Origin of the sequence: Streptomyces collinus Tu 365 (genome assembly GCF_000444875.1) — a bacterium.
GTDB classification, from domain to species: Bacteria; Actinomycetota; Actinomycetes; order Streptomycetales; family Streptomycetaceae; genus Streptomyces; species Streptomyces collinus_A.
Window position 1 is genome coordinate 4,287,735 of record NC_021985.1, and the last position, 19,050, is coordinate 4,306,784.

Genomic DNA, 19,050 nt, shown 5'->3' on the forward strand with positions numbered 1-19,050 from the left:
AGCGGGCTGGAGCCCCTCGACGCTGGCGGCTCGTTGCCCGCCGTTCCCCGTGATTCCCCGCCCAACCTGGCATGGCTGTGGCACGGCCAAGGCTGAACGCTGGACGGGTGTCGCAGAGGAACGGACGTGACCTGGCGGCGTCGCCTGGGACCTCTGTCACTGCGGTCGCCGTTGGTCACTGTTGTGTGGCCTTGGACGGCCCCGAGACGGACCGAAACCCCAGACAGCGTCCTCAGCCTCCTCCGGTGCCTCCTGGATCAGGTCGTTCGCCTGAGCCGAACTTCTCTTGGTCAGCCTCGCGTAGAAGTGATAGAGCACGGCCAGCACACCGTCGACGCTACCTTGAGACCGGACAGGTTTGGGACGACTCGGCTCCCACGCGCCTCCGACCAGCGCGAACGTCTAGATCGTCGCAGGTCCTTACGCCTGATAACTGCTGGACGTCCCGGACAAAAAGTTTGGTTCGGTGGACAGGGATGCCTCCTCATTGCCACGCTCTTCCTGTTCCACGGAAGCGGGTTTACGACTTTATAGCTGCCTGGCGAGGGGGTATAGGTGCAGCGATATGGAACGCTAGATCGAAATGCGCGGACTGGCCCATTACAGTCCTGGCTGATTCGGGAAAAGTATCGCGCCGGCCTCAGTTTCGGAGAGCTTGCCGCGTTGACATTCATCTCGAAATCTTCGCTGCATCGCGCAACGCAAGGGTTTGAAATGCCTAGTCGGCAAGTCTTTGAAGCATTCGTTCGAGGCTGCGGATCGGACATCACGGCTGCTGAGGAAGTATGGCGGAAGGCTGAATCAGCAAACTCTTTGTCCGGCTTCGCGGCAATGTTGATTCACCCCGATGACGTTACCACTCACAACGGGTTGCGCAGGGCTCTGGGGCGTCTCATGAAGCGGAAAGGGTTGACCTTGCGGCAGGTCGAAAAGATGGCTGAGCAGCGGGGCGTCAAGCTCCGCAGAAGCACGCTCGGTGATGCTCTCAGTGGGCGTCAGAATTTCAGCCGTAGTTCAACAATCGAGCTTGCGCGAACCTGCGGCGAGACGGAGAGTTCGGTCCAAGCATGGGATGAGGCATGGGAGCGAGCTGAGCGTGATAGAAGAAGTAGAAATGGTCATTTGGGTGGGATGTATAGACTGCCAGCGGGTGCCAGGCAGTACGTTCAACTCGGCATTGAGGAGATATTTCGGGTCTGCGAGCGATACAACATTCCGAGCGCAGAGATAGATATGTACATTCGCAGCCAAGTTGAGTTCAGGCGTATCTCGAATTCGCGAACTTTTTGGGGTGATCCTCCCGAGTCGTGGAGGGTTTCTGTGTCGAACCCTGCTAATGATGTATCAGGGCGAATCGAAGAGGCTTTGAGGGGGGTAATGGTGAAAAGACTTCCCTTCCCGTTGGACTGGTCGCTGTTGCGTGTACTAACGAGTTCCGTTCTTCACGCGCTGGGGGAAGATGCAGACGGCGGCACTGACCCGTGAGTAATCGGCACCCGTCGCAGTGCGCAACGGCGATTGACCTGTCCTACAGGCCGTGTAGTGGCCAGGCCAGGGGCTCTCCAAGGTCCGCACGCTCGCTAGTGGCAGCCGGTTGCTGGGGTTGCTATACCTCGTTGCTCTACACCAGCGGCTAGTTGGTGGCCGAGGGCGGGGACGACGAACCGCCGAAGGTGCTGCGTGAGGACTGCGGCCGCGCCAGGACCGCAATGCCCAGCAATGCGGTCTGACGGTGGAGACCTGTGCACCCCTGGTCGGCACAGGCTGTGCCCCGAAGGCGCGTTGACCCGATACAGCTCCAAATCTCCCCTGACGCGGCGAGAGATGGCATCTACCAGTCAATCGGTGGCCCTGATCTGCACTTTTACCGTATACCCCCCGGTGGTACCGCTTCCTGTCGTTGAAGTTGTCGCCCACTTTTGAGTCAAATGCCCTCTTTGGCGAAAGTGTGGGATTGGCTACAGACAGGTGGTTCTAGTTGGCGTTCCACCCAGGGTCCGCAGCAACATTCACCTCAACCGCAAGGACCCGTCGGCGCACCTTCCACAGCATCACCGACGGGTCCTGATGGGCCGAAGTCCGCTTAGAGAACAGGACCCAGAATGGACGGTACACAGGCCGCGCCCCTGAGGCAGCACGTATCGAACGCGACTCTCGTCACTTCGATGGGGCTCGGCGCGGGGGATGTCGGCTTCATCGCTGGCCTCTACGGCAGTTTTGTCGGTCATCAGACCCTGTACGCAGCCACGGTCACCGGCTGCAGTGCGGCCGTCGGAGCCTTCATGGTCGGTATGGCGATCGCCACCTTCATCCGCAAGGGCAGCGCCGGGTAGGCGGCCAGGGGTACGCGCTATAGGAGCCGACCGCGGCACCGCTGCGGTCGGCTCCGCCTGCTAAGGACCAGGGTCGCGTCCACCCCGCGAGGAGACGCAGGAGAAATGGATCAAGCTCCACAGTGAAGCCAGCAGGGGCCCGGTGCAGACCCGGCACCGCACGGTGCAGGCGTTCCCGTCCTACTGGCTCGAGTCGATCGTGAAGCCCCACCTCGCTCCGCTGTCGTACGTGTCGTACGAGGGCTCGGTGCGGCTCTACATCAATCCGCACCTCGGCGGGAAGCGGCTCGACAAGCTGACCGTCCGGGACGTACGGGAGTGGCTGACCAAGCTGGCCGGCATCTGCCAGTGCTGCGCTCAGAGCAAGGACGCCAAGCGCGCCGAGCCGCGTCGGCGGTGCTGTGCCATCGGGGAATGCTGTGAGGCCTATCCGAACCGGCGGGTCGTCCAGGCCGCCCGAGACGCTTTGCGGGCCGCACTCACGCACGCCGTGACCGAGAAGGAGATCACCAAGAACGTGCCTGGCAGTCGATCGACTTCGAGGCCGGTGAGCTGTACGTGGATCACCAGATCCAGCGCGCGGGCCGGCAGATCCTCCACCGGGAGACCAAGACGGAGGAGTCCGACGACTTCCTTCCGCTCCCCGAGTTCTGCCTCCGGGCGCTCCGGATGCGGCGGGCCCAGCAGACCGGGGACCGGAAGGCGGCCGGGGAACTGTGGCAGGACACTCGCGGGCTGATCTTCACCACGAAGTACGGAACGCCGATCGAGCCGGGGAACCTGACCCGCATGTTCGCCCTGCGGGCTCGGCGCGCCGGGCTCCGGGTGATCCCGCTCCGCAACACCCGGCACACCTGCAGCTCGCTCCTGGTCGCCCTGAAGGTGCACCCGAAGGTGGCCCAGCGGATCCTGCGGCACTCGCAGATCGCCATGACGATGGAGGTCTACGCCGAAGCCAGCGAGGAAGAGGTGCGGGCCGCTCTCGGCAAGCTCTCCGATGCCATGGGCGGCGCCGGCTGATGCCGTTGCTGTACTCAGCTGCTGTACGACCCTGAAACGCCAGAGGCCCCGGATCTCTCCGGGGCCTCTGGTCTGTGTGCACTCGGCAGGATTCGAACCTGCAACCTTCTGATCCGTAGTCAGATGCTCTATCCGTTAAGCTACGAGTGCTTGTTCTTTTGTTTTGCCTTCGCTCCCGGCCCTTTCGGCCCGCTCGCGGCGACAGGAAGAACATTACATGACTGCCGCCGCCATGTGAAATCCGATCCGCACACCCCTTGTGACCTGCGAAAACGTCGATCCGGCCCGGATCGGGGGCCGGCGGGCACGTGCCGGGGAACGCCCGAAGCCCCGGTCCAGGGGACCGGGGCTTCGGGATCAGGCGCGGAGGCGGAGGGATTTGAACCCTCGATGGGCTTTAAGGCCCAAACCGCATTAGCAGTGCGGCGCCATAGACCGGACTAGGCGACGCCTCCAGCACAACCACTCACGCGAGCGCGCGAACGGTGCGTGCAGATGATGACACAGTCGAGCGTGCTGTCACCAATCGACGTCCACGGTACTAGGCGCGGGGGTCGCAGGGCAAAGGGCTTCGCCCGGCGGGACGGCGGGCGCGTGTCCGGCGCAACGTGCGGGGCGCGGGAGCGTTGAGCGACACATGATCTCCCTCTCTGTCATGCCGGTCCTCCCGCGGGGCGCCCGGGCCGCCGCCCTCGCCGCCGCCTCCGTCACCCTGGCCGCGCTCACCGCCGTACCCGCCGCGACCGCGGCCGCCGCTCCCACGCCCGTGCGTCCCGAGGACCGCGCCGGCGACCACCTCACCCTCGTGGTGCGGCACGCGGGGCCGGGCCGGGACGGGCGGTACGAGCTGTTCTGCCATCCGGAGTCCGGCCACCACCCGGACCCGGCGGGCGCCTGCCGGGTGCTGGACGCGAACACCCAGTGGGGCCGGGACACCTTCGCCCCGGTGCCCCCGGACAGCGTCTGCACCATGCTCTACGGCGGCCCGGCCACCGCCCGGGTCACCGGCACCTGGGCCGGCCGGCCCGTCGACGCCCGCTACGACCGCGGCAACGGGTGCGAGATCGCGCGGTGGGACCGCATGGTCCCGTTCCTGCCGCGGGCCGGTGCCGCCCCGGGAACGCCCTCGTGGACGACCTCGCGAACCTCCCCGTGGCAGCACCCGCTGCAACCCGCGTGACGTCGCCCGCGGCCGATTACCGAGGGATCGCCCGGTTCGTGAAGGACCGGCGAAGGACCTGCGGAGCCGGGGCCCGTGAGCCCCGCCGGGGAAGCATGCGGTCACATGTTCGCCGTCACTTCCTCGTGCGACCTCCCTCTCATCCGGCGTCGCGAGCGCAACCGAAGCCCTTAGACTCCCTCGCGTGACACGCCGCGGGCCGGTTGGCAAGATGGCCCGAGCGGTCGGCTAGGTGCGGTAACAGGGAGGAAGCGTCTCGTGAGCAGCAGGCCATCCCGAGGCGCTGCTCGCCTCGCAGCCATACTCGACGCGCTGCCCGACGCGTTGGTCCTGGTCAACGCCAACGGGACCGTCGTCAACGCCAACACGATCGCCCTGGAGGCGTTCGAGGCGCCGGGCACCGCGCTCGTGGGGCGCGGGCTGCTCGATCTGCTGCCCCAGTTCGACTCCCGCCTGATCCCCGGCTCGATGCGACGGCCCGACCACATGGACCCGCGCGGCCGGACCAAGCCGACCCGGATGGTCGCGCGCCGGACCGACGGCTCCGAGTTCCCGGTCGAGGTCACGAGCGCGAACCTGGAGAACGGCCAGCAGGCGTACGACGGTTACGGCTACACCGGCGACGAGCTGCTGATGCTCGTCGTGCGCGACCTGTCCGGGACCGTGGACACCGAGGCCGAGCTGGCCCGTTCGCAGCGGCAGACCGAGATGATCCTTCGGGCCGCGTCCGAGGGCGTCGTGGGCACCGACACCGACGGGCGGATCGTCCTGGTCAACCCGGCCGCCGCCCAGATACTGGGATACCGGGCCGGTGAGCTGGGCGGCAAGGAGCTGCACACCCTCGTGCTGCACTCCCGCGCCGACGGCTCCCCCTTCCCGTACGACGAGTCGCCGCTCGCCGACACCCTGCGCTCCGGGCGCAAGCACCGGGTGCGCGGCCAGGTGCTGTGGTCCAAGGGCGACCAGAAGGTGTCGGTCGACCTGACCACCGCGCCCGTGCGCGACGGCGACCAGCTCGTCGGCGCGGTCATGACCTTCACCGACCGGCGGCCCTACGACTCCCTCGCCGAGGAGAAGGACGCGCTGGAGAAGGCGCACGCCGAGGAGCTGGAGCGGCTCGCCGAGGAACACGCCTCCGACCTGACCGCGCTGCGCCAGCAGCACGTCACCGAGGTCGAGGAACTGCGGGAGAAGCACGAGGAGGAGCTCGCGGCCGGCGAGGAGCGGTACGCCGCCCTCGGCGAGCGGGAGAAGGACCGGTACGAGGCCCTGGCCGGCCGGCACGAGCAGCTCCTCACGCTGCTCGGGCAGTCGCTGCGCGGCCCGCTGGACGAGCTGCGCCGCGAGCTGGCCGCGCTGGCCGCGGACGACGCCGGGCAGCTGTGGCCCGAGGCCAACCAGGTGCTGCACCACCTCTCGGCCGGCTACTCGCGCATCACCACCCTCATCGACAACGTCCTCGGCTACCAGCGCCTCGACGCGGGCCTGGAGGACATTGCCCGTACGAAGGTGATGCTGGACGCCGTCGTCGCCGCGGGCGTCGAGGGGGCCGTCGAGCTGATCGGCCCCGGCCGCGTCCAGTTCGCCGTGCACGCGCCGCCCATCGAGGCCGAGGTCGACCCGCAGCGGCTCGCCACCGCGCTCGCGCACCTCGTCGCGGACGTGGCGGGCGTCGACGCCACCGGCAACACGCCCGTGTCCGCGGGCGGTTACCTGGACAACACGGTCGTGGTCGCGGCCGCGCAGCGCGGCGAGGTCGCGCGCATCGAGGTGCGCGGGCCGTACACCGGCGGCGACCCGGTGCACGAGCCGATGGTGCGCGGGATCGTGCGCGCGCACGGCGGCGTGCTGCAGACGCACGACGTGCCCGGCATGAGCGGCAGCGCGTACGTCCTGGAGGTCCCGCTCGGCGGCGGGGCCGGGGCGGTCGCCGTACCGGCGCCGGCCCCCGGCAACGCCCTGGAGGCGGCACCCGGGCCGGCCGACGGCCAGATGGCCGCCGAGCAGGACGCGGGCGGCCGGCGACGGGCCCGGCGGGGCTCCACGGACGCCTTCCTGGAGAGCGACGTCCTCGGTGACCCGGGCGACGGCGAGGCCGGGGAGTACCTGCCGACCGGGCGGCGCCGCAGGCGCGCGGCGGCCGCCGTCGAGGCGGCGCCCGCCCTCGTCGAGAGCCCGGAGACCGGGTCCGGCGGGACCGGACGGCGCCGCGGCCGGCCCGCCGAGACCGACGCGGACCCGGGTGTCTCCGAGGGTGCCGTGATGACCGCGGCCGAGCACGCCGCGGGAACCGCCGCCACGGGCAGCGGACTCGGCGGCACGGCCGTGCCGCCGCAGGGCGTGCCCGCGCCCACCGGGCGCCGCGCCCGGCGCGACGCCGACGAACCGCAGGCCGCCCTGCCACCCGCGCTGCCGGCGGCCGGTGCGCGGCCGGACGGGACCGCGCAGGCCGAGGGCGAGCAGCCGACCGGACGGCGCCGGCGCGCGCTGGCCGCGGCCGCAGAGCGGGCCGCCGCGCAGGAGGCGGGCGCCCGCACGGTGTTCGCCCTGCCCCCGGCGGAGGCCGACCGCTCCCCGGAGCCGGCGGACGCCGCGCCGGGTGCCGGTACGGCCGTGGCCCCGGGCGCCCAGGTGCCCGGCCAGGTGCGGGGGCCCGCCGACGGGGCGCCCGGTCAGGACGGGCGGCACGACGCCGTACCGCTCGACCACGCCGAGGACCACACCCCGCCGCAGCCGCACCCCACGAGCGCGCCGACCGGCCGCCGCAGGCGGGCCGTGGCCCACCCGGGAGAGGCCGCGGAGGCGGCGCCCGCCGCCCCCGGCGCGCCGGGCCAGGTCACCGGAAGCGTCCCGGCCCAGGCGGCTCCGGTCCCGATGCCTCCGGTCCAGGCCACTCCGGTCCAGGCGGCTCCGGTCCCAATGCCTCCGGTCCAGGCCACTCCGGTCCAGCCCGGACAGGTTCCCCCGGCGCCCGGCGCCGGCGTCCCGGCACAGGGTGCCCCGGCCCCGGCACAGGGCGCCGCGGCTCCGGCCGGTCCCGGCGGTGCCGCTGTGGCGCCGCCGGCTCCCGGTCAGCCGGCCGTCGTGCCGCCCACCGCCGTGCCGAACGCGGCGGTGCCCCCCACCGGTGCGCCCCAGGCCCCCGCGCCCGGGGCCGCCGTTCCGAACGCGACCGTGCCCGCCCAGGGCACCCTGGGTCAGGGCGTGCCGGTCGCGCCGGGACAGCAGGTCCCGCCGCAGCCCGCCGCCCCCGGCGGGCCGGTGCCCGCGCAGCCCGTGCCCGCTCCGGCCGCCGTGCCCCAGGGGCAGCAGGCGCCCTCCGTGCCCGGTCCGGCGGCTCAGCCGGCCGCGCCTCAGGCCGCCGGTCAGCCGCTTCCGGCGGAGACCGCGCAGGCCGCCGCCCCCGCGGTGCCCCAGCAGTGGTCCGGCGGCGACGGCACCTCCGGCGCGGGCGTCCCGGCGCCCCGGCCCGGTGCCGCGCCCCCGGCCGCGCAGCCCGGCTCCGCCACCCCCGCGCCCGGCACCCCGCTCCCTCCGGAGCACACCGGTGCGCAGCGGGCGGCTCAGCCGCTGCCCGCCGAGGCGTCCGGAGCGGCGGTCGACCCCAACTCCACCCAGGGACGGGCCATCAGCGTGCGCACGCTGGGCCAGGGCGTGCCGTTCGCCCGGCAGGCGGCCCAGGTGCAGCTGCCGACGGCGACCCCGCCCCCGCACGCCCCGGGCGGTTCCGGCCGCCGGCGCAAGCTGGGCACGCGCCCCGACCCGGCAGCGCAGCAGGAGCAGCAGCCGGAGCAGGCGGCCCGTCCGCACCCGGCGGCCGAACAGCCGCCCGCGCAGCCCTCGCTCGCCGGGCAGTCCCGGCTCGCCCCGGCCACCGAGGGCGCCGGGCGGTCGTACGCCATAGGCGCCCCGGACGCGAACGCGGCCGAGGGCCCCGAGCCGCTGGACGGTCCCGGCGGTGCGGTCGAGGTCGCGGACACCCCGCGCCCGCAGCCGCTGGACGACGAGCTCCCGCCGGAGCCGCTGGACAACCCGCGCCGGCTGCTGGTGTGGCCCGCGCCGGACGTGACGACCCAGCAGGCGCTGAGCGACCGCGGCTACCGGCCGGTGATCGTGCACTCGCGCGAGGAGGTCGACGCCCAGATCGCGGCCTTCCCCGCCGCGCTGTTCGTCGACCCGCTGACCGGTCCGATCACCCGTACCGCGCTGCAGTCGCTGCGCCAGGCGGCGGTCGCGGCCGAGGTGCCGGTGCTGGTCACGGCCGGGCTCGGGCAGGCGACGCGCGAGGCGGCGTACGGCGCCGACCCCGCCGTGCTCCTGAAGGCGCTGGCGCCGCGGGACAGCGAGCAGCACCCGCCGCGCGTCCTGCTCATCGAGGAGCACGCGGAGATCGCGCTGGCGCTGACCGCGACGCTGGAGCGGCGCGGGATGCAGGTGGCGCGGGCCGCGAGCGACAACGACGCGGTGACACTGGCGGGGCAGTTCCGGCCCAACCTCGTGGTGATGGACCTGATGCAGGTGCACCGCCGGCAGGCCGGGTTCAGCGGGATCATCGACTGGCTGCGCGCGAACGGGCAGCTCAACCGCACCCCGCTGGTCGTCTACACCGCCGCGGTCGACCAGGCCGACCTGCCGCGGCTGGCCTCGGGCGAGACGGTGCTGTTCCTCGCGGAGCGGTCCACCAGCGCCGAGGTGCAGACGCGGATCGTCGACCTGCTGGCCGGGATCGGCACCAACTGAGGCGCGCCTCAGGGGCGCGCGCGAACAAGGACGTGGCCCCGGGGGCGCGCACGGACTAAGGCGTACCTCCGGGGGCGACCAGCCGGCGGGCCGCCTCCTTGATCGAGGCGCGCAGCCGCTCGCGGTCGGGGCCGTCGCCACCGGTCAGGATGCGTCCCATCTGCGGGACGACGGCGGTCCAGTTGGCGACGGCGACCAGGAGGAAGAGCAGGTCGCCCGGGGGGATGGCGTCGGTGATGACCCCGCGGTCCTGGCCGTCCTCGATCGCGGCGACCTTGCGGGCGTAATGGGCCTGGCGCTCGCTCTCGTCGGGCAGTTCGGCGCTGCCGTACTCGATGCCCTCCCAGAAGAGCAGGCGCAGCAGTTCGGGGTGGGCCGCGTGGTAGTCGAGGAGCCGGTCGATCCAGCCCTCGATGTCGTCGGGGTCGACGGGCACGGCGGCGGCCAGATCGACCATGGAGCGGCCCAGGACCTGGGTGAACAGCTCCGCCTTGTTGCCGAAGTAGGCGTAGATCAGCTGCTTGTTGGCCTTGGCCGCGGCGGCGATGCGGTCGATGCGGGCGCCCGCGATGCCGTGCCGGGCGAACTCGGCGACCGCCGCCTCGTAGATGCGGGCCCGGGTGGCCTCGGGGTCCCTGACTGCTCCCATGCGGTCAGCGTACCGCTCAAGTAACCAACTGTTTGGTTGACAGGGAATGGGCGGGCGGTGCAGCCTGTTGACGCATCCAACCAACCAGTTGGTTGCAGGAGTCGACTCCAAGGAGTGCCGCCGCTCATGCCGTCAGCGACCACCACCCACCAAGGACCGCGCACCCGGGTCCCCGCCCCCGAGCGGGCCGCCTCCGGCCGGCTCTTCCTCCTGCTGATCGCCGTCTGCACCGCCGTCACGGCCGCCAACATCTATCTCGCGGCCCCGCTGCTGCCGCTCATCGCCCACGACTTCGGCACCGTCCCCTCCGCCGTCACCTGGATCGCCTCGGTCGCCCAGTTCGGCTACGCGGCCGGACTCCTCTTCTTCGCCCCGCTCGGCGACCGGGTCGACCGGCGTCCCCTGGTCGCCCTGCTCTCACTGGCCACCGCGGTCGCCCTGTGGCTCGGCGCGGCCGCGCCCGGCGCCGTCGCGCTCGCGGCGGCCGTCTTCGTGGCCGCGGCGGCGACGGTGATCCCGCAGCTGCTGGTCCCGCTGGTCGCCGAACGCGCCCCGGCCCACCGCCGAGCCCGCCATGTCGCGGCCGTCATCGCCGGCCTGTTCACCGGGATCGTCGCCGCCCGGGTGGCCGGCGGCCTGGCCGGACAGGCCTTCGGCTGGCGCTGGGTGTTCGCCGGATCCGGCGTGCTGACCCTCGTCCTGGGCCTGGCCACCGCCCTGGCCCTGCCGCGGGAGCGGCGCCGGCGGACGGGAGCGCTGTTCTCGGGCGTCGCCGAGCTGCCCGGCCTGGTCCGCCGCTCCCCCGACCTGTGGCGGGCGTGCGTGCGGCAGGCCGGGATGTTCGGCGCCTGGAGCGCCCTGTGGACCTCGCTCGCCCTGCTGCTGACCGGTCCGGCGTACGGCCTGTCCACCGCGACCGCCGGCCTGTTCGGCCTGTTCGGCCTCACGGCCACCGCGGTGGCTCCGCTCGCGGGCGGCCTCGTCGACCGCTTCGGCGCGGGCAAGGTCGTGCGGTTCGCGTAACTGCTGGCCGCCGTCTCGGTGCCGCTGTTCTGGCTCGGCGGTCAGGTCCTGGTCGCGCTGTTCGTGGCCGCCGTCGCCCTCCACGCCGCCCTGGTCGCCTCCCACGTGGCCAACCAGACGCTGGCCCTGACGACCACTTCGGCCCCGGCCACCGCCAACACCGCTTACGTGGTCGCCGGCTTCACCGGCGGCGCCCTCGCCTCCGTCCTGGCCGGTCTCGCCTACGCCCACTGGGGCTGGGGCGGGGTCAGCGCGGTGGCGGGGACCTGGCTGGTGCTGGGCTGGGGGAGCACGGCGACCCGCCGGGACGGCGCCCGCCGGTGACGGTGGCTCGCGGGTGACAGCTCCCGCCGGTCACGAGGGGCCGCCCGGGGCGATGGCACGCCCGAGACGGCACCCGCCGGAATGGCGGCCCGCGCGGGACGACACCCGCCAGGACAGCGGGCCGCCCCGCGACTGTGGAACGCCGGTGACAGCGGCCCGCCCCTGACAGCTCCCGCCGGTCACGAGGGGCCGCCCGGGGCCGTGGCACGCCCGAGACGGCACCCGCCGGAATGGCGGCCCGCGCGGGACGACACCCGCCAGGACAGCGGGCCGCCCTCGACGGTGGCACGCGCGGGACAGCGCCCACCGGAACAGCGGGCCGCCCCACGACCGTGGCACGCCATTGACGATGGGCCGCCCCTGACAGCGCCCGCCGTCACAGCGGCCCACCGGTCCAGCGGCCGCCGGTCACGGCGGCCCACCCGAGGCGACGGCCCACCCGAGGCGACGGCCCACCCGAGGCGACGGCCCACCCGAGGCGATGACTCGCCAGTACGGCACCCCCGGGACAACAGGCCGCCCGCGACGGTGGCACGCCATTGACGATGGCCCGCGGGTGACAGCGCCCGCCGGTGACAGCGGTCCGTCCGCGACGGCGGTCGCGGACGGGCCGCCCGGTGCCGGTCAGAGCCGGGTGACGTCCAGCTCGCCCTCGGCGTACCGCCTGCGGATCACCTTCTTGTCGAACTTGCCGACGCTCGTCTTCGGCACGGCCTCGACGATCGTCCAGCGCTCGGGGAGCTGCCAGCGCGCGATGTGGGCCTCCTCGGAGAGGAAAGCGCGCAGGGTCTCGAAGTCGGCGGTGGCGCCCGCCCGGAGGACGACCGTGGCCAGCGGGCGCTCGCCCCACTTCTCGTCGGGCACGGCGACCACGGCGGCCTCGGCGACGTCCGGGTGGGACATCAGCGCGTTCTCCAGCTCGACCGAGGAGATCCACTCGCCGCCGGACTTGATGACGTCCTTGGCGCGGTCGGTGAGGGTGAGGAAGCCGTCGGGGGAGATGGTGCCGACGTCCCCGGTCTTCAGCCAGCCGTCCTCGCTGAACTTGTCGGCCGGACGCAGCGGTTCGGCGTCGGGACCGTTGTAGTAGGCGCCCGCGATCCAGGGGCCGCGCACCTCCAGCTCGCCCGCCGACTCGCCGTCCCAGGGCAGGCGCTCGCCGCCGGGACCGGTGAGCCGGGCCTCGACACCGGCCGGGAAGCGGCCCTGGGTGAGGCGGTAGGCGAACTCCTTGTCCGTGCCGACCGCGTGGGCCGGCGGGCGGGCCACCGTGCCGAGCGGAGAGGTCTCCGTCATGCCCCAGGCGTGGCAGACCCGCATGCCGAGCCCGTCGAAGGCGGCCATCAGGGAGGGCGGGCAGGCCGATCCGCCGATGGTGACCTGGGTGAGGGTGGAGACGTCCCGGGGCCGCGCCGTCAGTTCGGCGAGCAGGCCCTGCCAGATGGTGGGGACGGCGGCCGCGTGCGTCGGCCGCTCCCGCTCGATCATCTCGGCGAGCGGGGCGGGCTGCAGGAACCGGTCCGGCATCAGCATGTTGACGCCGGTCATGAACGTGGCGTGCGGCAGGCCCCAGGCGTTGACGTGGAACTGCGGCACCACGACCAGGGAGGTGTCCTCGTCGGTGAGGCCCATCGACTGGGTCATGTTGACCTGCATGGAGTGCAGGTAGATCGAACGGTGGCTGTAGACGACGCCCTTGGGATCGCCGGTGGTGCCGGAGGTGTAGCACATCGCGGCGGCCTGGCGTTCGTCCAGCTCCGGCCAGTCGTAGCGGTCGGGCCGGCCGGCGATCAGCTCCTCGTACTCGTGCACGCGGACGGTGCCGCCGTCGAGGGGGGTGCGGTCGCCGGGTCCTGAGACGACGACGTGCTCCAGCGTGGGCAGCTTGGGCAGCAGCGGCGCGATCAGCGGGATCAGCGAGCCGTTCACGACGACCACGCGGTCGGCGGCGTGGTTGACGATCCACACCAGCTGCTCGGCGGGCAGCCGCAGGTTGAGGGTGTGCAGCACCGCGCCCATGGAGGGGATCGCGAAGTACGCCTCGACGTGCTCGGCGTTGTTCCACATGAGCGTGGCGACCCGCTCGTCGTCCCGGACTCCCAGTTCGTCGCGCAGGGCGTGCGCCAGCCGGGCGGCGCGGGCGCCGATCTCGGCGAAGGTGCGCCGGTGCGGCTCCGCCTCGCCGGTCCAGGTGGTCACCCGCGACGAGCCGTGGACCGCCGACCCGTGGGTCAGGATCCTCGAGATCAGCAGCGGTACGTCCTGCATGGTGCTCAGCACGGCGTCCTCCCGGGCGACATTGCCTACGCGGTGGTAGAGGTTGCGCTGATTCTGCGCACATACCGCGCGGTATGTCACTAGGGGAAGGCAAACTCGGGGTCCCTGAAAGCCGTTGAGCGGACGAAATCCGGCGCCAGGGCCTAGCGGACCAGGACCAGCTCGGGGTCCTCGCGCAGCTTGCCCAGGGCCCGCGAGACCGCCGACTTCACCGTGCCCACCGAGACGCCGAGCACCTCGGCCGTCTGCGCCTCGCTGAGGTCCTCGTAATATCTGAGGACGACCATGGCCCGCTGCCGCGCGGGCAGCTTCGTGATCGCGCGCCACATGGCGTCGTGCAGCGCCTGCCGTTCGGCCGGGTCGTCGGCGCCGGGCACCGGGTCCGGCTCGGGCAGCTCGTCGCACACGTACTCGTCCACCCGGCGCTTGCGCCACTGCGACGTCCGCGTGTTCAGCAGCGCCCGGCGCACGTAGCCGTCGAGCGCCCGGTGGTCCTCGATCCGCTCCCAGGCCACGTACGTCTTGGCGAGCGCGGTCTGCAGCAGGTCCTCGGCGTCGCAGGGGTTGGCGGTCAGCGACCGGGCGGTGCGCAGCAGCACCGGCTGGCGGGCCCGCACGTACGACGAGAACGACGGGTACGTGGGGGTCCCCCCGGCCGCGCGGTGCCGGAGGGTCTGTCCCGCAGGATCGGCGGCGGCCGAGGCGCTGGTGCAGACGGGTGTGGTCATGGCTCCACGCTAGGAGCGGACCGTGCCCCGGGGATCGGCCCCAGGTCCCGAAGCCGCGTCCCCCTCAGGTTGTAGGGGTGGGGCTGTCTGCACCTCCTGAAGGTGGACTGCGGGTGTACCTCTCTACGGGTTCACCCCTGAGCCGTCACCCGTCCGGGGCCAGGACCAGCCCCGAGGTGGGCACCCCGGTGCCGGCCGTCACCAGGACCCGGGACGCCCCCGGCACCTGGTTGACGGACGTGCCCCGCACCTGGCGGACCGCCTCCGCCACGCCGTTCATCCCGTGCAGGTACGCCTCCCCGAGCTGACCCCCGTGGGTGTTCAGCGGCAGCCGCTCCGCCGCCACGAAGTCCGGCGCCTCCCCCCTGCCGCAGAACCCGAACTCCTCCAGCTGCATCAGCACGAACGGCGTGAAGTGGTCGTAGAGGATGCCGACGTCGATGTCGGCCGGGCCGCATCCGGACGTCCGCCAGAGCTGCCGGGCCACCACACCCATCTCCGGCAGGCCGGTCAGGTCGTCCCGGTAGAAGCTGGTCATCTGCTCCTGCGCCCGCCCGGAGCCCTGGGCGGCAGCGGCGATCACGGCGGGCGGGCGGCGCAGCTGCCGGGACCGCTCCAGCGAGGTCACCACCAGGGCCTGGCCGCCGTCGGTCTCCTGGCAGCAGTCGAGCAGCCGGAGCGGCTCCGCGATCCAGCGGGAGGCGGCGTGGTCGGCGAGGGTGATGGGGCGGCCGTGGAACCAGGCCGCCGGGTTCGTCGCCGCGTACTTGCGGTCCACCACGGCCACGTGCCCGAACGCCTCCGGGGTCAGGCCGTGGGCGTGCAGGTAGCACTGGGCCGCCATCGCCACCCAGGAGGCCGGGGTGAGCAGCCCGAACGGCAGCGCCCAGCCGAGCGCCACCCCCTCCGCCGACGGCTCCCGGTGCCGCACGCCCGCGCCGAACCTGCGGCCCGACCGCTCGTTGAACGCCCGGTAGCAGACCACCACCTCCGCGACGCCCGCCGCGACCGCGAGCGCCGCCTGCTGGACGGTCGCGCAGGCCGCCCCGCCCCCGTAGTGGACGCGGGAGAAGAAGGACAGCTCCCCCATCCCGCATGCCTGGGCCACGGTGATCTCGGGGCTGGTGTCCATCGTGAACGTCACGAGACCGTCCACGTCCGCCGGGGCGAGCCCCGCGTCGTCCAGCGCGGCCCGGACCGCCTCCACCGCGAGCCGCAGCTCGCTGCGCCCGGAGTCCTTGGAGAACTCGGTGGCCCCGATGCCGACGATCGCGGCCCGGCCGCCGAGCGAGTCCCGGACACGGGCGCTCATGACGCGGCCTCCGGGCCGTGCGGGTCCTCGCAGAGGTCGGGGAGCGGGCCGGCGGGATGGCCAGCGGGCAGGACGGCGGGCGGCTCGGGGGGCAGGCCGGCGGCCAGGTCGGCGGGCGGGTCGGCCGGCGGACCGGCGGGAGGGTCGGCCGACGGCTCGGCGGGCGGCGTGGCGGGCAGGCCGGCGGCCAGGCCGGCGGGCGGCGCGACGGCCAGGTCGGCGGGCGGCGTGGCGGGCAGGTCGGCGGCCAAGTCGGCAGCCAGGTCGGCGGGCGGGCCAGCGGGCGGACCGGCGGGCAGGGTGACGGTCACTGTGCCCGTCACGTGGCGGCCCAGGGCGTTGTCCCCCGTCACCCGTACCGTGGCCGTATCCCCGTCGACCCGCTCGACCCGGCCGGTCAGCACCATCGTGTCCCCCGGGTAGTTGGGCGCCCCCAGCCTGATGGCGACCCCGCGGAGCACCGCGGCCGGGCCGAAGTGGTCCGTGATGTACCGGCCGACCAGCCCGTTGGTCGTCAGGATGTTCATGAAGACGTCGGGCGACCCCTTGCCCCGGGCCAGTTCGGGGTCGTGGTGCACGTCCTGGTAGTCCCGCGAGGCGATGGCACCGGCCACGATCAGGGTGCGGGTGACCGGGATCTCGAGCGGCGGCAGCTCGGCGCCCGGCGCCGGAGTCCTCGGTCCCGGGCGCACGTCAGCCCTCATCCCCGGCCACCCGGAAGACCGGCAGGACCCCCGCGTCCTCGTACGCGCGGAACTCCACCCGGACCGGCAGGCCGATGCGCACCTTGTCGGGCGGCACCCCCACCACGTTGCTCAGCATCCTCACTCCTTCGGCGAGTTCGATCAGGCCGACGACGTAGGGGCTCCCGGCACGCGAACCGCTGCCACTGTCGCGGTCCCTGCCGCTGCCGCCGTGACCGGGATCGGCTCCGTCCCCGGGTTCGGAGAAGGCGGTGGAGGGCGGGTGGTGCATCACCACGTACGAGTAGACCGTGCCCTCACCGCTCGCCTCGACCGTGTCCCAGTCCAGGCACCCGCAGGCGTTGCAGCCCGGCAGCCACGGGTGGCGGGGGGTGCCGCAGTCCACGCAGCACTGGACGAGGAGCCGGTGCGCGGCCACGCCCTCCCAGAAGCCGGCGTTGTCCCGGTTGACCACCGGCCGGGGTCGCCGCGCCCGGGGCTCACGCGCGGCGGGGGCGTACTTGAGGATGCGGAAGCGGTGGGTGCCCACGAGGTCGCCGCCGACCCTGACGTCCATGCGGGTCGTGACGAAGTACCCGGTGCCGAGCTTGGTGGACTTGCGGCCGGAGACCGACTCGATCACCGCGTCGAAGGTGACCTGGTCGCCCGGGCGCAGGGGCCGCAGGTACTCCTGCTCGCAGTCGGTGGCCACCACCGAGGTGCAGCCCGACTCGTCCAGCAGGGCGAGGAGTTCGTCGTAGGCGCCGGTGCGGCCGTCGTGGCCGGAGAGGCCGCCCATCGTCCACACCTGGAGCATCGTGGGCGGGGCCGTGGCGTCCGGTCCGCGGTACGTCGCGCAGGTGTCGCCCATCGCCTCGCACCAGTGCCGGATCATGGGGGTGTTCACCGGGTCCTTGCCGACGCCCCCGACGGCGGCCGGGCGCCCCTCGTACGTTCTGAGCCGTGCTCCCAGCGGGTCCGCCTCACCGCTCACCCCGGCCCCCTCGTCCTCCCGAGTCTGCTCGTCCCGAGCATTTCTGACTGTCCGTCAGATAGAAACCCCTGTCAAGGCCGGCCGGCACCGGGACACGCCTGCGCGGCGGCGCCGAAGCACCGCCGCGCGGACGCCTTGCGACCCCGAAGCACACCCCTGAGGGCCCTCCCCACGAGGGACCTCAGCCTGGACTCACCACCACAGCGGCGTGAAGTGGACGGCCACGTTCCCGTTGCCCTGCTGGAGGGCCGTCCAGGCGGATCCGTTGACCTGCGCGGTGTTGCTCTGGTTCGTGGCCCCCGAGCCGACCGCGTTCTGCTGTGTGGTGGACGAGTTTCCGTTGTTGTCGTGCCCGACGCCGCTGCCGACGACGCTGGCCACTCCGGCGTTCGATCCGTCGCTCGCGAGGGCGCCGTTGTCCGCCGCGGCGACACCGGCGAACAGGGCGGCGGCGAGCGGGAGCGCGGAGACGGCGGCGATGACGCGGGCGGTACGGATGCTTGCCATGTTGTTCCTCCAGAACAGGGCACTCATCGGTCCCAGGGACCGACAGCACGTGAACTACGGCTATCAGCAAGGCGGTTGGCCGACCGCCTCGGCTTTCGTGAACGACGTCGCGAGACCAGAGTTGCCCACCGAATCCCCGGCGAACCATCCCGGAAGCCGTGATTCGCACGCAAGCGTGAGGACAAGTCGATAAACCCCTATCGCCACTTTTGACCCCCTCTCGCCACAAGAGAACACAGAGCAGACCTTCAGCCACCAGGCACCACAAGGGGCGAATCGTTCCGGCGCCCTGTCCTGCCATGTCCCCTGGCCCGGCGCGTCGCCACGGACCCCCCACTTCCCTTTTTCGAACATGAGTACGAACATGGATCCATGGCCACCACCGACCGGCAGGCCACGACGCTGGCCCTCGCACACGCCCTGTCAGCCGTCGAACGCGGACTGGCCGTCATCCCTCTGTCCCGGACGAAGCTCCCGGCCGTGCGCTCCCCGCACCGCGACGCCCCCGGCCCCGCGCCCTGCCACGGCCAGTGCGGCCGCTTCGGCCACGGTGTGTACGACGCCTCGACCGACCCGGCCCGCATCCGTGCCCTGTTCGCCGCCGCGCCCTGGGCCACCGGTTACGGCATCGCCTGCGGCCTGCCGCCGTACCACCTGATCGGCGTGGACCTCGACACCAAGTCGGGCACCGACTCGTCGGCCGCCTTGCGCGAGCTGGCCCTGCGCCACCTGTTCACGATCCCGGAGACGGTCGTCGTCCTCACCCCCAGCGGCGGCCGCCACCTGTGGCTGACCGGCCCGCCGGACGTCGTCGTCCCCAACTCGGCGGGGCGGCTGGCCCCCGGCATCGACATCCGGGGCGCCGGCGGCTACCTCGTGGGCCCCGGCTCCCGCACCGACCACGGCGCCTACGCCACCGCGCCGGGCACCGCCCACCTGCCCCCCGCCGCCTGCCCGCCGGCCCTGCTCCGACTGCTCCTGCCCCCGCCCCGCACCGCCCACCCGGCCGCCCCGGCCGCCGGGGGCCACGGACGGGGCCTCGTCCAGTTCGTACTGAGCGCCCACGAGGGCCAGCGCAACACCCGCCTGTTCTGGGCGGCCTGCCGCGCCTACGAGAACGGCATCGGTCCCGCCCTCCTCACCCCCCTGCTGGAGGCGGCCCTCCACACCGGCCTCGACGAACGAGAGGCCCGCGCGACGATCGCCTCGGCGGCCCGCATGACGGGACACCGTCCGTGAGGCGGGGGCCGGCGCGCTTCACCCCGGCTCGGGCAGGCTCA

The 19,050-nt window shown here is 72.8% G+C and carries 11 protein-coding genes, 2 tRNA genes and 3 pseudogenes; 7 read left to right on the forward strand and 9 right to left on the reverse strand.

What is annotated here, in order from left to right; translation table 11 throughout:
* Positions 1-555: 555 nt before the first annotated feature.
* The 3 genes and pseudogenes from B446_RS41160 to B446_RS18705 all read left to right on the forward strand — a co-directional run.
* Positions 556-1,485: a helix-turn-helix domain-containing protein gene (locus B446_RS41160; RefSeq protein ID WP_419184160.1), complete on the forward strand. Its 930-nt coding sequence runs from the start codon at positions 556-558 to the stop codon at positions 1,483-1,485.
* A 617-nt stretch (positions 1,486-2,102) separates the two neighbouring features.
* On the forward strand, positions 2,103-2,333 hold the full coding sequence (locus B446_RS18700) for a hypothetical protein (RefSeq protein WP_020941006.1): 231 nt from the start codon (positions 2,103-2,105) through the stop codon (positions 2,331-2,333).
* An 85-nt stretch (positions 2,334-2,418) separates the two neighbouring features.
* Positions 2,419-3,353: pseudogene (locus B446_RS18705) on the forward strand (tyrosine-type recombinase/integrase); the annotation flags it as partial.
* Between the two features lie 77 nt (positions 3,354-3,430).
* Here the strand turns inward: B446_RS18705 and B446_RS18710 are convergent.
* Positions 3,431-3,503 (reverse strand) — tRNA-Arg (locus B446_RS18710).
* A 214-nt stretch (positions 3,504-3,717) separates the two neighbouring features.
* Positions 3,718-3,808 (reverse strand) — tRNA-Ser (locus B446_RS18715).
* A 182-nt stretch (positions 3,809-3,990) separates the two neighbouring features.
* On the opposite strand from B446_RS18715, the gene B446_RS18720 reads away from it, so the two are divergent.
* Entirely contained in the window at positions 3,991-4,533 is a 543-nt protein-coding gene (locus B446_RS18720; protein WP_020941008.1) for an SSI family serine proteinase inhibitor, read from the forward strand.
* 258 nt (positions 4,534-4,791) lie between these two features.
* A complete protein-coding gene (locus B446_RS18725; RefSeq protein ID WP_078614749.1) occupies positions 4,792-9,273 on the forward strand; it encodes a PAS domain-containing protein in 4,482 nt (1,493 codons plus the stop codon).
* A 55-nt stretch (positions 9,274-9,328) separates the two neighbouring features.
* On the opposite strand, the gene B446_RS18730 is transcribed toward B446_RS18725, so the two are convergent.
* On the reverse strand, positions 9,329-9,922 hold the full coding sequence (locus B446_RS18730) for a TetR family transcriptional regulator (protein WP_020941010.1): 594 nt from the start codon (positions 9,920-9,922) through the stop codon (positions 9,329-9,331).
* Positions 9,923-10,048: 126 nt separating this feature from the next.
* On the opposite strand from B446_RS18730, the pseudogene B446_RS18735 reads away from it, so the two are divergent.
* Positions 10,049-11,269, forward strand: a pseudogene (locus B446_RS18735) (MFS transporter).
* Between the two features lie 624 nt (positions 11,270-11,893).
* Here the strand turns inward: B446_RS18735 and B446_RS18740 are convergent.
* The 6 genes and pseudogenes from B446_RS18740 to B446_RS18765 form a co-directional block, all read right to left on the reverse strand.
* Entirely contained in the window at positions 11,894-13,549 is a 1,656-nt protein-coding gene (locus B446_RS18740) for a long-chain fatty acid--CoA ligase (protein WP_020941011.1), read from the reverse strand.
* 140 nt (positions 13,550-13,689) lie between these two features.
* Positions 13,690-14,274 (reverse strand): SigE family RNA polymerase sigma factor, encoded by a 585-nt coding sequence (locus B446_RS18745; RefSeq protein WP_020941012.1) that lies wholly within the window; start codon positions 14,272-14,274, stop codon positions 13,690-13,692.
* A 145-nt stretch (positions 14,275-14,419) separates the two neighbouring features.
* The gene (locus B446_RS18750) at positions 14,420-15,586 is read right to left on the reverse strand and encodes a lipid-transfer protein (RefSeq protein WP_020941013.1); all 1,167 of its coding nucleotides are present in this window, start codon (positions 15,584-15,586) and stop codon (positions 14,420-14,422) included.
* A gap of 281 nt (positions 15,587-15,867) precedes the next feature.
* Positions 15,868-16,290: pseudogene (locus tag B446_RS18755) on the reverse strand (MaoC family dehydratase); the annotation flags it as partial.
* Entirely contained in the window at positions 16,280-17,263 is a 984-nt protein-coding gene (locus B446_RS18760) for a bifunctional MaoC family dehydratase N-terminal/OB-fold nucleic acid binding domain-containing protein (RefSeq protein ID WP_020941015.1), read from the reverse strand. The gene B446_RS18760 and the pseudogene B446_RS18755, both read right to left, overlap by 11 nt.
* Positions 17,264-17,455: 192 nt before the next feature.
* Positions 17,456-17,770 (reverse strand): hypothetical protein, encoded by a 315-nt coding sequence (locus tag B446_RS18765; protein ID WP_020941016.1) that lies wholly within the window; start codon positions 17,768-17,770, stop codon positions 17,456-17,458.
* Between the two features lie 372 nt (positions 17,771-18,142).
* On the opposite strand from B446_RS18765, the gene B446_RS18770 reads away from it, so the two are divergent.
* Positions 18,143-19,009 carry a bifunctional DNA primase/polymerase gene (locus tag B446_RS18770; RefSeq protein ID WP_020941017.1) on the forward strand — a complete coding sequence of 289 codons (867 nt, stop codon included), beginning with the start codon at positions 18,143-18,145 and terminating at the stop codon, positions 19,007-19,009.
* Positions 19,010-19,050 lie beyond the last annotated feature (41 nt).

Coding starts and splice junctions, on each gene's coding strand:
- B446_RS18700 (WP_020941006.1), top strand. CDS start 2,103: ATGGACGGTACACAGGCCGCGCCCCTGAGGCAGCACGTATCGAACGCG.
- B446_RS18720 (WP_020941008.1), top strand. CDS start 3,991: ATGATCTCCCTCTCTGTCATGCCGGTCCTCCCGCGGGGCGCCCGGGCC.
- B446_RS18730 (WP_020941010.1), bottom strand. CDS start 9,922: ATGGGAGCAGTCAGGGACCCCGAGGCCACCCGGGCCCGCATCTACGAG.
- B446_RS18745 (WP_020941012.1), bottom strand. CDS start 14,274: ATGACCACACCCGTCTGCACCAGCGCCTCGGCCGCCGCCGATCCTGCG.
- B446_RS18750 (WP_020941013.1), bottom strand. CDS start 15,586: ATGAGCGCCCGTGTCCGGGACTCGCTCGGCGGCCGGGCCGCGATCGTC.
- B446_RS18765 (WP_020941016.1), bottom strand. CDS start 17,770: ATGGCAAGCATCCGTACCGCCCGCGTCATCGCCGCCGTCTCCGCGCTC.
- B446_RS18770 (WP_020941017.1), top strand. CDS start 18,143: ATGGCCACCACCGACCGGCAGGCCACGACGCTGGCCCTCGCACACGCC.